Source organism: Flavobacterium sp. CR10 (genome assembly GCF_055814415.1).
Map to the genome: position 1 here is coordinate 5,313,765 of NZ_CP185985.1, position 12,846 is coordinate 5,326,610.

Annotated in this window: 14 protein-coding genes; 11 read left to right on the forward strand and 3 right to left on the reverse strand. The window is 33.2% G+C overall.

The window, feature by feature from the left end; all coding sequences use genetic code 11:
- Positions 1–46 precede the first annotated feature (46 nt).
- The 9 genes from ACNRYB_RS22295 to ACNRYB_RS22335 all read left to right on the forward strand — a co-directional run bounded on the left by ACNRYB_RS22295 (position 47) and on the right by ACNRYB_RS22335 (position 7,557).
- Complete coding sequence (locus ACNRYB_RS22295; protein ID WP_473728797.1) at positions 47–367, forward strand: gamma-glutamylcyclotransferase family protein; 321 nt, start codon at positions 47–49, stop codon at positions 365–367.
- Positions 368–374: 7 nt separating this feature from the next.
- Positions 375–1,112, forward strand: a complete 738-nt coding sequence (locus ACNRYB_RS22300) for a carbon-nitrogen hydrolase family protein (RefSeq protein ID WP_473728798.1) — start codon at positions 375–377, stop codon at positions 1,110–1,112.
- A gap of 209 nt (positions 1,113–1,321) precedes the next feature.
- Positions 1,322–2,083 carry a tryptophan synthase subunit alpha gene (trpA, locus tag ACNRYB_RS22305; RefSeq protein WP_473728799.1) on the forward strand — a complete coding sequence of 254 codons (762 nt, stop codon included), beginning with the start codon at positions 1,322–1,324 and terminating at the stop codon, positions 2,081–2,083.
- 126 nt (positions 2,084–2,209) lie between these two features.
- The gene (locus ACNRYB_RS22310) at positions 2,210–2,452 is read left to right on the forward strand and encodes a hypothetical protein (protein WP_473728800.1); all 243 of its coding nucleotides are present in this window, start codon (positions 2,210–2,212) and stop codon (positions 2,450–2,452) included.
- The gene (locus ACNRYB_RS22315; RefSeq protein WP_473728801.1) at positions 2,443–2,760 is read left to right on the forward strand and encodes a type II toxin-antitoxin system RelE/ParE family toxin; all 318 of its coding nucleotides are present in this window, start codon (positions 2,443–2,445) and stop codon (positions 2,758–2,760) included. Before ACNRYB_RS22310 ends, ACNRYB_RS22315 begins: the two co-directional genes overlap by 10 nt.
- Positions 2,761–2,934: 174 nt before the next feature.
- A complete protein-coding gene (locus ACNRYB_RS22320) occupies positions 2,935–3,564 on the forward strand; it encodes a TetR/AcrR family transcriptional regulator (RefSeq protein WP_111363359.1) in 630 nt (209 codons plus the stop codon).
- Complete coding sequence (locus ACNRYB_RS22325; RefSeq protein ID WP_473728802.1) at positions 3,554–4,873, forward strand: TolC family protein; 1,320 nt, start codon at positions 3,554–3,556, stop codon at positions 4,871–4,873. The genes ACNRYB_RS22320 and ACNRYB_RS22325 overlap by 11 nt, the downstream gene beginning before the upstream one ends.
- Positions 4,874–4,885: 12 nt before the next feature.
- Positions 4,886–5,965 carry an HlyD family secretion protein gene (locus tag ACNRYB_RS22330; RefSeq protein ID WP_343707976.1) on the forward strand — a complete coding sequence of 360 codons (1,080 nt, stop codon included), beginning with the start codon at positions 4,886–4,888 and terminating at the stop codon, positions 5,963–5,965.
- A 5-nt stretch (positions 5,966–5,970) separates the two neighbouring features.
- A complete protein-coding gene (locus tag ACNRYB_RS22335; protein ID WP_473728803.1) occupies positions 5,971–7,557 on the forward strand; it encodes an MDR family MFS transporter in 1,587 nt (528 codons plus the stop codon).
- 229 nt (positions 7,558–7,786) lie between these two features.
- Here ACNRYB_RS22335 and yaaA read toward each other — a convergent pair whose 3' ends face one another.
- A complete protein-coding gene (yaaA, locus tag ACNRYB_RS22340) occupies positions 7,787–8,545 on the reverse strand; it encodes a peroxide stress protein YaaA (protein WP_473728804.1) in 759 nt (252 codons plus the stop codon).
- 484 nt (positions 8,546–9,029) lie between these two features.
- Between yaaA and ACNRYB_RS22345 the strand changes: the two genes are divergently transcribed.
- Positions 9,030–10,493: a CCA tRNA nucleotidyltransferase gene (locus ACNRYB_RS22345; RefSeq protein WP_473728805.1), complete on the forward strand. Its 1,464-nt coding sequence runs from the start codon at positions 9,030–9,032 to the stop codon at positions 10,491–10,493.
- Positions 10,494–10,508: 15 nt separating this feature from the next.
- The gene (locus ACNRYB_RS22350) at positions 10,509–11,534 is read left to right on the forward strand and encodes a COX15/CtaA family protein (protein ID WP_473728806.1); all 1,026 of its coding nucleotides are present in this window, start codon (positions 10,509–10,511) and stop codon (positions 11,532–11,534) included.
- A 114-nt stretch (positions 11,535–11,648) separates the two neighbouring features.
- Here ACNRYB_RS22350 and ACNRYB_RS22355 read toward each other — a convergent pair whose 3' ends face one another.
- Together ACNRYB_RS22355 and ACNRYB_RS22360 are read right to left on the reverse strand one after the other, a co-directional pair.
- Positions 11,649–12,416, reverse strand: coding sequence for a LytR/AlgR family response regulator transcription factor (locus ACNRYB_RS22355; protein WP_343707979.1), 768 nt, complete (start codon positions 12,414–12,416; stop codon positions 11,649–11,651).
- A 40-nt stretch (positions 12,417–12,456) separates the two neighbouring features.
- Positions 12,457–12,843, reverse strand: coding sequence for a 2TM domain-containing protein (locus ACNRYB_RS22360; protein WP_129745241.1), 387 nt, complete (start codon positions 12,841–12,843; stop codon positions 12,457–12,459).
- Positions 12,844–12,846 lie beyond the last annotated feature (3 nt).

Sequence of the window (12,846 nt, forward strand, 5' to 3'; positions counted from 1 at the left end):
AGGATTTTATTCTAAATCAAAACTACTAACGAGAAAAATAATAATTATGGAAAAATTATTTTCATACGGAACATTACGATCTAAACAAATTCAAATGCAGATTTTCAATAAAGTATTAACAGGAACTGCAGATCAGCTTCTTGGCCACAAACTGAAAAGTTTGCAAATAGAAGAAGAATTTGGAATGGCTGATTATGTGGTTGCGATACCAAGCGAAAATGCAGCAGAAACCATTCATGGTGTTGTTTTTAATGTTTCTAATGCAGATTTAGCAAAAGTAGATTTATTCGAATCTAATTCGTACAGAAGAATTCAGGTTAAACTAAAATCAGGAACAGTTGCTTGGGTTTATACTGAAAATAAATAATTAAAACATGATTTTAGCAGCCGCACAGACTAAACCAAAACGTGGAAATATTGCTTCAAATTTATTAGACCATTATAGGCTTATTGAATTGGCGGCACAAAATGGAGCTCAATTAATCGCTTTTCCTGAAATGTCAATTACTGGATATGAGAGAGAAAATGCTTTGGAATTGGCTTTCGCCGAAGATGATTACAGAATAGATCATCTGAAAAATTTGGCTACCGACAATAATATTGTCATTATTGCTGGCGCTCCAATTTTAATTGAAAATCAATTGTTTATTGGCGAATATATTATTGCGCCCAACGATTCAGTTTCTATTTATACAAAGCAGTTTTTGCATGAGGGTGAAGACGAATATTTCCAGTCTACGTTTGATAACAATCCGATGGTCACGATTGAAAATCAGAATATTGCATTTGCGATTTGTGCTGATATTGACAATCCGAAACATCCTGAAAATGCTGCAAAAAATAACGCAGACATTTATATTGCGAGCATTTTCTTTTCGCCAAACGGAATTCCGAATGCGTACCGAGATTTACAGAATTATGCTGAAAAACATCAAATGAATATTTTGATGTCTAATTTCAGTGGAGAATCTTGGGGATCTCCTTCAGCGGGTCAAAGCGCTTTTTGGAATAATAAAGGCGAATTAGTTGCTCAAATGAATGACTCTGACTCTGGATTATTGTTGGTTGAAAAGCAAGGTGACTATTGGGAAAGTCGAATTGTAAAATTTTAAAATATAATGCCATAGATTAACCGACTACTATAAGTATTTTTTTGTTTCACGCAGATGCTGCAGATTAAAGCAGATATAAATTATAAATCTGTTGAATCAGCTTAAATCATTTTAAATCTGCGTGAAATAAACTTTTAATCTTTGGCTAAAGCAAAACATAAACATACCTAATAGGTTTTGAAAACCTTTTAGGATAAAAAATATTAAAAATGAACAGAATAACTCAAAAGTTACAAGAAGATAAAAAGATCCTTTCGATCTATTTTTCTGCGGGATATCCGAACTTAAATGATACCGTGCAGATTATTCAGGATTTAGAAAAAAACGGCGTTGATTTAATCGAAATTGGACTTCCTTTTAGCGATCCTTTGGCAGATGGACCGACAATTCAGGCAAGTTCTACACAGGCGCTTCATAACGGAATGACAACTCAAATCCTTTTTGATCAACTGAAGAACATTCGCGAAAGCGTAAAAATTCCGTTGATTATTATGGGATACTTTAATCCGATGTTACAATACGGAGTTGAAGCTTTCTGCCAGAAATGTGCTGAAATCGGAATTGACGGTTTAATTATTCCTGACCTTCCAGTTGATGTGTATGCTGATGAATACAAAGCAATTTTTGAAAAATATGGTTTGATCAATGTTTTCTTGATTACGCCTCAAACTTCAGACGAAAGAATTCGTTTTATTGACAGCGTTTCAAACGGATTTATCTATATGGTTAGTTCTGCAAGTGTTACAGGATCTCAATCTGGATTTGGTGATGTACAAGAAAGTTATTTTGAAAGAATCGCTAATTTGAATTTGAAAAATCCTCAAATTGTTGGTTTTGGAATTTCGAATAAAGAAACTTTCAATCAGGCGACTAAATATGCTAAAGGTGCAATTATTGGAAGTGCTTTCATTAAACACTTAGCAGAAAACGGAAGCGGAAAAATTGCTGAGTTTGTTGGAGGGATTCGATAGATAACATATATAAATCATATCATAGACGGTATTTAAAAACAATTTTTAAGTACCGTTTTTTAATTTTAAGAATCTGTAAGCATAACCTCTTCAAATATTTTATACCTTTGAATAAAATCAAATATTATGGATTTAGAAGCTCGTAAAATATCATTTGTACAAGAATTTCTTAGATTGCAAAATGAAGAAATAGTAAATCAGCTCGAAAAATTGCTTCATGAACAAAAAGTTCAATTATTGGATTTGGAAATGAAACCGATGAGTTTAGATCAATTTAATAATGAAATTGATCAATCTATAAATGATGTTGCTCAAGGTCGAATTACTTCAGCTAAAGATTTAAAATCAAGAATTCAAAAATGGGATTAACTGTTTACTGGACTCAATTTGCTGAGGATAAACTAACAGACATTTTTGAATATTATAAATATAAAGCTGGAATAAAAGTTGCAAAAGCATTGATAGATGGTTTGGTAGATTCTTCTCTTTCTCTTGAATATAATGCTTATGGTGGCCAGAAAGAAGAACTTTTATCAGAAAGAATTCAGAATTTTAGATATTTAGTTTTTAAAAATTATAAAATTATTTACTGGATTGATGAATATAGAAATGTTGTGTATGTTACCAACGTATTTGACACCAGACAAAATCCGATCAAAATAAAATTAGACAAATAAACTCCTTAAGAGCTGAAATACTAAAGTGTTTCAGCTTTTTTATTTTAACTAATTAAAGAACAAATTAACATAAATTATCGAAAACGCTTTATGTTAATATTATGTTAAAATAAAATTAAACAAGCGTTTAAATTAAACAAGTGTTTAATTTTGCATCCGATTAGAAACAATACCATGTCACACATCGAATTGAACGATAAAAAAATTCAGATTCTTAATGTTGCAGAAAGGCTTTTTTCTGAGAAAGGATTTGAGGGAACATCGATACGGGATATCTCCAAAGAGGCCAAAATTAACATTGCCATGGTCTCTTATTATTTTGGGTCAAAAGAAAGGCTACTTGAAGCTCTTATTTTTCACAAAACTGTTGATTTAAAACTACAACTCGAAAATTTATTGCAAGAAGAAATAGAACCTCTTGAAAAAGTCAATAAATTAATCGAAATTTACATCAACAGAATTTGCCTTAACAAAGGGATTTACAGGGTTTTACATTTTGAACTTTACAATAAAAAGAGAGAAAAAAGCCTTCAAGCTTTTACTGAACTTAAAAAAGGAAATTTAAAATCGGTTGAAAGCATTATCAAACAAGGTCAAGCCCAAGGAGTTTTTAGAAAAGATGTTAATATCCAACTTATTACGCCTACGATTATCGGAACCTTTTTTCACTTTCACATGAATCGCTCTTTCTTCGAAGAATTATTTGATTTAAAAACAGAAGAAATGTTTAACAATTACATTAAAAACGATCTTACAAAGCACATTCAACAAACTATAAAAGCGCTACTTGTTTATGAAAATTAGTCAATTAATGCTCTTTGGAGTTTTCTTCATCGGAATATCTTCAATAGAAGCACAAGAAAAAACAAGTTTAACCTTGGGCGAGGCCGTGCAAATGGCTTGGGAAAAGAGTAACGAAGTTACGCTTGCCAACACTAAGGTAAACACAAAAAAATACGAATTAAAAACCGTAAAAAATAATCAGTACCCAGATCTTAAAATTTCTGGTCAATATCAGCGCCTTACAAAAGCATCTATTGATATGCCTAATCAAGGCGAAAGTGCTTCATTAGCCTCTCCAGACCGTGCAATGCTTGGAATGGCAAATTTAAGCCTTCCTATTTTTGCTGGATTTAAAATTCAAAACAGCATAGATGCCTATGAAGGAATGTATGAAGCAGAAACTGCTAATGCCGCAAAAACGAAAGAAGATGTTGCTTTAAAAGCAATCACTTATTATACAGCATTATACAAGGCTCAAAAGACTTTAGATGTTTTAAACGAAAATCAAAAAAGCGCAAAACAGCGTGTTACTGATTTTACTGAATTGGAGAAAAACGGAATTATTCCGAGAAATGATTTATTGAAAGCGCAATTATTAGTTTCTAAAACGCAATTATCTATTGATGAAGCTAACAATAATATCAATAATATCAACTTCTATCTTACTACTTTGCTGAAATTAGATCCTAATGTAAAAATTCAGGTAAATGAAGAGGATTTCTTTAATCTAAAAACAAGCAATTCTATAACATCTGATGCTGTTGCACTTGAAAGCAGAAAAGATTTAGAAGCAATAAGATTACAAGGCAAAGCTTCTGAAGCTAATGTCAAAATTGCAAAAGCTGGATATTATCCTTCAATTTCACTTTTAGGTGGTTACACTGCATTTGACCTTAAAGACATTGTAACTGTAAAATATGCAATGAACTTTGGAATCGGATTATCTTATGATTTATCGGGAATTCTAAAAAATAATGTTCACGTAAAAGAAGCAGAAAGCAAAGCTTTGGAAGTAAAAAATACCGAAGCAATTATGACAGACCGCATTAAAGTAGAGGTTCAAAAATCTATTGAAGATTATGACCTAGCAATTAATCAAAGTGTGGTTTATGAAGAAGCGCTTCAGCAAGCAGCCGAAAACTACAGATTGGTAAAAGATAAATTTGACAATGGTCTTGCCGACACCAATGATTTGGTTGAAGCCGATGTTGAACAATTAAGCGCTAAAATTAACACTGCTGTAGCAAAAGCAACCATTATTCAAAAATATTACGAATTACTTTCAGTATCAGGACAATTATCACAATCATTCAATCTTTCTAAAATATAATCGATAGCTCTCATGGAAAAGAAAAAAACAAATAAAAAATTCATCATCATACTTGCAGTTCTGATTTTAGGAGGCGGAACTTACGGAATATCTAAATACCTACACGGACAAGCTCACGAAGAAACTGATGATGCTCAGATCGAGAAAAGAATGAACCCGATTATCCCAAGAGTTTCAGGATATATCAGCAAAGTTTATGTGAAAGATAATGATTATGTAAAAAAAGGAGATACTTTATTTACAATCGACAAGAGAGATTATCAATTAAAGATTGATGAAGCTAATGCTGCATTATTGGGCGCAGAAGGACAATACGAAGCGGCAAAAGCAGATATCGGAAGTGCAAATGCAAGCATCTCAGTTTCTGATGCTCAAATGAAATCTGCAACTGGTTCTATCGAAAGTGCAAAAATTAGATTGAGACAGCTTACAAACGATTATAACCGTTACAATAACTTGTACAAGACACATACTATTACAAAACAGCAATATGAGCAGGCTTTAACTGCAAAAGAAGAAGCTGAAAACCAAGTACGTGTTTTAGAACAGCAACAAAGAGCTAGTTCTTACCAAAAATCGGTTATCCAATCAAAATCTAAAGTTTCTGACAAGCAAACTGAGGTTGCTGCTGCAAACATCAAAAAAGCAAAAACAATGCTTGATGTAGCTCACTTAAACCTTTCTTATACAGTAGTTACAGCTGCAATTGACGGTCAAGTTTCTAAAGTTGATATTCAGCCAGGACAATTAGTTCAACCGGGACAATCTTTATTCTACATTATCAACAATAATGAAGCTTGGGTTGTAGCTAACTTTAAAGAAACACAATTAAACAAAATGGTTGTTGGACAAAAAGTAAGCTTAAAAGTTGATGCATATCCAAACTATGAGTTTAAAGGAACTGTATCTTCTTTCTCTCCTGCAACAGGATCTCGTTTTTCATTATTGCCTCCTGATAACGCAACAGGAAACTTCGTAAAAACAATTCAGAGATTACCAGTAAAAATTACCATAGACGAATCAAACGATCCTGAAAAAGTAAAACTTTTAAGACCAGGTATGAACGTTGACGTAGATGTACATTTGAAATAAAATAAATGGCAACAGCAGTACAAGACGACGATTTAGTAGAATACGGTTTCAGACGCGTTATCATTACAATTACAGCAGTACTTTGTGCACTGCTGGAAATTGTAGATACGACGATTGTAAACGTAGCGCTGACTGACATGCGCGGAAGTCTTGGTGCTACCTTGACTGATGTGGCATGGGTAATTACAGCATACGCAATTGCGAATGTTATTGTAATCCCGATGACGAGCTGGCTATCGCAGCAATTTGGAAGACGTAATTATTTTGTGGCTTCCATTATAATATTTACAGTCTGTTCTTTTTTGTGTGGTAATGCCACAAATATTTGGGAACTTGTAGCCTTCCGATTCGTACAAGGTATGGGTGGAGGAGCATTACTGGTAACAGCCCAAACGATTATTACAGAAAGTTACCCAGTAGCAAAACGTGGAATGGCGCAGGCTATTTACGGAATGGGTGTAATTGTAGGTCCAACTCTTGGTCCGCCTTTGGGAGGATATTTAGTAGATAATTATTCTTGGCCTTATATTTTCTATATCAATATTCCGTTGGGAATTATTGCTACGATTTTGGCTTTAACTTTTGTTAGAAGTCCGAAATATGGAGAAAAATTAAAAGCCAATCAGGTTGACTGGTGGGGAATCATTTTACTGAGTGCTTTTATTGGTTCTTTACAATTCGTATTAGAGCATGGACAGCAAGATGACTGGTTTAATGATTCAACAATTGTAGCCTTAAGTGTTGTTACTATTCTAGGATTGGTTCTTTTTATTTGGAGAGAGCTTACTTACGAATATCCGATTGTAAATCTTAGCGTTTTAAAAGACGGAAATCTTAGAATTGGAACGGTAATGTGTTTTATTCTCGGTTTCGGATTATATGGTTCTACCTTAATTATCCCAATTTACACGCAATCTATTTTAGGATGGACCGCTACAGATGCGGGGTTGTTATTGATTCCAGGATCTATCACCACAGCGCTTATGATGCCATTTGTGGGTAATATGATTCAGAAAGGTGTTCCGCAGGGATACATGGTTGGAGTTGGATTTTTAATTTTCTTCTTCTTCACTTTCATGATGTATAGCCGTATGACACCTGACACAGGAGTTGAACATATGTATTGGCCTTTAATTTTGAGAGGAATTGGTTTAGGGTTGCTTTTCGTTCCTATTACAACGCTTTCGCTTTCAACATTAAAAGGGAAACAAATTGGTGAAGGAGCAGCATTTACTGGAATGATGCGTCAATTGGGAGGATCTTTTGGTATCGCTATTATTACCACTTTCATCACACGTTTTAGTCAATCTCATAGAGTAGATTTAATTAATAACCTAGATCCTGCTAAATTTGACGTACAGCAGCGTATTGCAGGAATGCAACACGCCTTTATGGCAAAAGGATATAGTGCAGATGTTGCTTTGAAAAAAGCATATCAGGCAATAGAACTTTCAGTTATGAAGCAAAGCACCGTAATGGCTTATATGGATATTTTCCTTTATCTAGGAATTATGTTTTTATGTTGCATACCGATTATTCTCTTTATCAAAAAAGGGAAGAACAAAATTAGTGCAGCCGACGCAATGCATTAATAATAATAATTTTATAATACGCAGAAACGCCGAATTCATCATTTAGAATTCGGCGTTTATTTTTTCTATTTAACCGCAAAGACGCAAAGATTTTATTTCTAAGAGTCGATAAAAACGCAAAGTTCGCAAAGCTTTGTGTAAAACCTTTGCGAACTTTGCGTAAACCTTGCGCCTTTGCGGTTAAAAAACTTAGTCCCTTAGCATCTTAGAACCTCAGCACCTCAAAAAACTATCTTGTAAAAACCAAATGATTTCCTTTTGAAAGATTCGCATCAAACTGATATCCTTCGTAATTAAAACCCTTTAAATCGTCAATAGTTTCTGCGTTGGTATCTATAATATAACGCACCATCATACCTCTCGCCTTTTTGGCAAAGAAACTGATCATTTTTAATTTTCCATCTTTGTAATCTTTAAAGTCTGGAGTAACTACAGGAACTTTTAAAGCTTTTACATCAACAGCAGAAAAATATTCGTTGCTTGCTAAATTCACGAATAATTCATCTTTTTTTAATTCTTTATTTAAAGCTTTAGTAACTGTTGGTTTCCAAAATTCATGCAAATTTTTAGATTCTCCAACAGGCATTTTAGTTCCCATTTCCAAACGATATGCCTGCATTAAATCTAATGGTTTTAAAAGTCCGTAAAGGCCTGATAAAATCCTCAGTTTATCCTGAAGAACATCTAATTTTTCTAACGGAATGGTATAAGCATCCAAACCTGTGTACACATCACCATCGAAAGTATAAACCGCTGGGCGTGCATTTTCAGGTGTAAAAGGTGTTTTCCAATCCTGATTTCTTTTCCAATTTAAATCAGCCAGTTTGTCTGAGATCGACATTAGTTCTGATAATTCAGCTGGCTTTTTTGTTTTTACTACTTTATGAACCACTCTTGCTTCTTTTAAAAATGAAGGTTCTGTATATTGAGATGTTGGCAATTCTTTTTCGAAATTCAATGATTTCGCTGGAGATATAACAATTTTCATGTGTGCTTTTTTCTATGTTTCAAAAATACAAATTGAAAATTTAAAAATTATTATTTGCAATTGATTTGTTTTATTATTGTATAAATGTTTTTCACCACAAATTTTCACAAATTATTCTCTCACTTTCTTTGTCACAGATTAAAAGATTTACATAGATTTTTCAACCATTTTAATTCTGGAATCTAGAGCAGAATTAAAATCAATTTGTGAAAATTTGTGTAATTTGTGGTAAATAATATTTATTTACATATAGATCAAGATTGAGAGATTTTCTTAATCATTTTAATCCTTTATCCCGATAGCTATCGGGAGTGGCAGAAAAAATAAATTCGTGAAAATTCGCGAAATTCGTGGCAACCCTTTCTCAATTCATAAAAATCAATGCAACAAAATGTGAAATTGTTCAAAAAAGTGAGCTCTAGATTATAATAGGCATTTTCTATGTTGTAAATTTGCATGCATTTTATTTCAATTGAAATCAGAAATGCTTTTTTACTCAAAAATTAGCGAATTCGTGGCGATACAAACAAACTATAAAACTGCTTTACAAAACAAAATCTTCGATATCATTTCGAAAGCTTCTCAGGAATTAAAAGTTGACTCTTATGTGATCGGCGGATTTGTTCGTGATTTGCTTTTAAATCGAGGTTCAAAAAAAGACATTGATGTAGTTGCTGTTGGAAGCGGCATCGAATTGGCTCTTAAAGTTTCCGATTTACTCCCGAACAAACCAAAAGTTCAGGTTTTTAAAACTTATGGAACTGCTATGCTTCGTTTTGAAGATACCGATATCGAATTTGTTGGCGCACGAAAAGAATCGTACACTCGCGATAGCCGAAATCCGATTGTGGAAAACGGAACTTTGCAAGACGATCAAAATCGTCGTGATTTTACAATCAATGCGCTGGCTTTATCATTAAACGAAAATAATTTCGGAGATCTTTTAGATCCTTTTAATGGATTAACAGATTTAGAAAACAAAACAATCAAAACGCCTTTGGATCCAGATATTACGTATTCTGATGATCCTTTGCGAATGTTGCGTGCCATTCGTTTTGCTACTCAATTGAATTTCGAAATTGAAGAAAATTCATTAAATGCCATCACAAAAAATGCAGATCGCATCAAAATAATTTCTGGTGAAAGAATCGTTGATGAGTTAAACAAAATTCTCATGACCGATAAACCTTCGACAGGATTTTTACTTTTATACAAAACTGGACTTTTAGATATTATTTTACCTGAATTAACTGCGTTGAATCAGGTAGAAGAAATTGAAGGTCATACACATAAAAACAATTTTTACCATACGCTTGAAGTTGTAGATAACATTTGTCCAAACACAGATGATGTTTGGTTGCGTTGGGCGGCTTTATTGCACGATATCGGAAAAGCACCAACTAAACGTTTTACTAAAAAACAAGGATGGACTTTTCACGGTCATGAATTCTTGGGCGGAAAAATGGCAAAAAAAATCTTCGAACGTTTGCACATGCCTTTAAACCATAAAATGAAATTCGTTCAGAAAATGGTTATTATGAGTTCGCGACCTATTGTTTTAGCTCAGGATATTGTGACTGACAGTGCGGTTCGTCGTTTGGTTTTTGATGCTGGAGAAGATGTTGAAAATTTAATGACTTTGTGCGAGGCGGATATCACAACCAAAAATCCATCAAAATTCAAAAAATATCATAAGAATTTCGAACTCGTTCGCAAGAAAATTGTAGAAGTAGAAGAACGCGATCATGTTCGTAATTTTCAACCGCCAATTACTGGAGAAGAAATTATGGAAATATTCGATTTAAAACCTTCACGCGAAATCGGAATTTTAAAAGAAGCGGTAAAAGAAGCAATTCTTGAAGGAGATATTCCAAATGAATATCAGGCGGCTTATGATTTTGTGATTAAAAGAGCTGCCAAACTAGGCTTAAAAAAAGTTGAGAAATAAGTATTATTTAATAAAATGAAAAAAGAGAATAAATCAGTAATCATTTGGTTACTATCGGGCTGTATTTTATTATTTTTAATGGTTGTTGTGGGCGGAATCACCCGTTTGACCAATTCAGGTTTATCAATGACCGACTGGCATTTGGTAACCGATACCTTTCCACCTTTAACAGAAGCCAAATGGCAAGCTGCTTTTGACGAGTACAAAAAATTTCCTGAATATCAGAAAATAAATATTCACAACGATTTTCAATTAGCCGATTATAAATTCATTTATTTCTGGGAATGGTTTCACCGTTTCATTGGCCGTATTATTGGTTTGGTTTTCTTTGTGCCGTTTGTTTACTTTTTAGCTAAAAAGAAATTAGATACTCCAACCATTAAAAAATGCATCGTCCTTTTGGCAATGGGAGCTTTCCAAGGATTCTTAGGTTGGTTTATGGTAAGAAGCGGATTAATCGACAATCCAGATGTAAGCCACTTTAGACTTTCACTGCACTTGACTTTTGCTTTCATCACTTTCGCTTACACACTTTGGGTAGCATTGGATTTGATTTATCCCGAAAGAAATATCAACAAGATTTTACCTCTTAGAAATATTGCGCGTTATGCTTTAGCAGCTTTATTAATCCAAATTATTTACGGCGGATTTGTGGCAGGTTTAAACGCAGGATTAATTCACAATCACTGGCCTTTAATGAGCGACGGAGAATTTATTCACGAATCGGTTTTTATTGAACAATCTTCGTTAGTGAAAAACTTAATTGAAGGAAAAAGCGGTGTTCAATTTGTACACAGAACTTTTGCTTATGTTGTTGTCGCGATTATTCTTTTCCTTTTCTTCAAAAGCAAAAAATATACGCTTACTAACACTCAATCAAACGGAATCAAAACTTTAGTTGTTTTTGTTTTCATTCAGTTCTTGCTTGGCGTTTTCACTTTATTATACAGCGTGCCATTGGCTTTAGGATTAATTCACCAAATTATGGCGTTTTTCCTTTTAAGTGCTATGACATATACATTACACCGTTTGAGCAAATAAAACGAAAAATATTAAAACATAAAAAGAGCCTTAAAATTAAGGCTCTTTTTTTATGATATCGACTTTAATCAGATGAATTAAAATCTGCTAAATTTCTTATTTTAATAAAAGATTTTATCCCAACCAAGCTTTAAAATCCTGTACTTTTTCTCGGCTTACAATTACCTCATCTTCTTTATAAGTTGGAAGAATCACTTTAAGTCGAGAATTAGTATAAACCTGAATTTCTTTGATTGCTTTTAGCGGAACAATAAATTTTCTGCTTACGCGAAAGAAATCCTTTTTATCGAGTTCTTGTTCTAATATCTCCAAAGTCGAATCGATCAAATAATCGCGATTGTCGTAAGTATGAATGTAAGTTCCTTTATTTTCACTAAAAAAACATTCAATTTCCTCAGTTGTAATTACCTTTAAATGCTGTCCTATTTTAACTGTAAATCTTTTTTTATAAGTTTTCTCAAAAGGATTGGATAACATTTGTCGAATCTGTTCAAAATCCAATTGCAGGTTTGAAGTTTCTGAAGCTGCTTTCGGAAGACGCGATTTGAATTTTGAAACAGCAGTTTCCAAATCATCTTCGTCAATTGGTTTTAGAAGATAATCGATACTGTTTAATTTGAACGCTTTTAAAGCATATTCATCATATGCCGTTGTAAAAATGATAGCGCTTTTAATGTCTATTTTTTCAAAGATTTCAAACGATAAACCATCTGACAATTGGATATCCAGAAAAATCAAATCGGGATGCGGATTATTTTCAAACCAATGAACCGATTCTTCAACGGAATGAAGCATGGTTTCTACAGTTACATCTAGCTTTTCAAGTTTTCTCTGCAACAGTCTTGCTGCTGGTTTTTCGTCTTCTATAATTAATGTGATCATTTACTATAATGTGAAATTTGAAAAAATTATAAATTCAAAGTTACTCCCATTTATTTTTATTTGCGGCATCTCTTTCCATGTATTTTTGGATTTTTCTTTTCTCCCAATCTGAACCAAAAATCCAATCAGCACCAAAAACAGATAATGCGTGCGCTAATAGACCGATTCCCCAAAAAAACGCAGTAGAATAAGTATGCCATTTTGTTAAACCGCTTAAATCCATTACTAGTAGACCAGCAGATTTATCTCGAGTCAAGCTTGATACAATGATGATAATATTTACAATAATGAAAATCTTCAAATGCGAGTAAAATCTTTTAAGCCTTTTTACTCTTCTATAAGCTGCATTGTAATTTGGATCGTCTGTATACTCTCCAAAATGGTGTCTTGCGTAATCTTCGTACATTTCTCTTCTAAAACGTCCCATAAC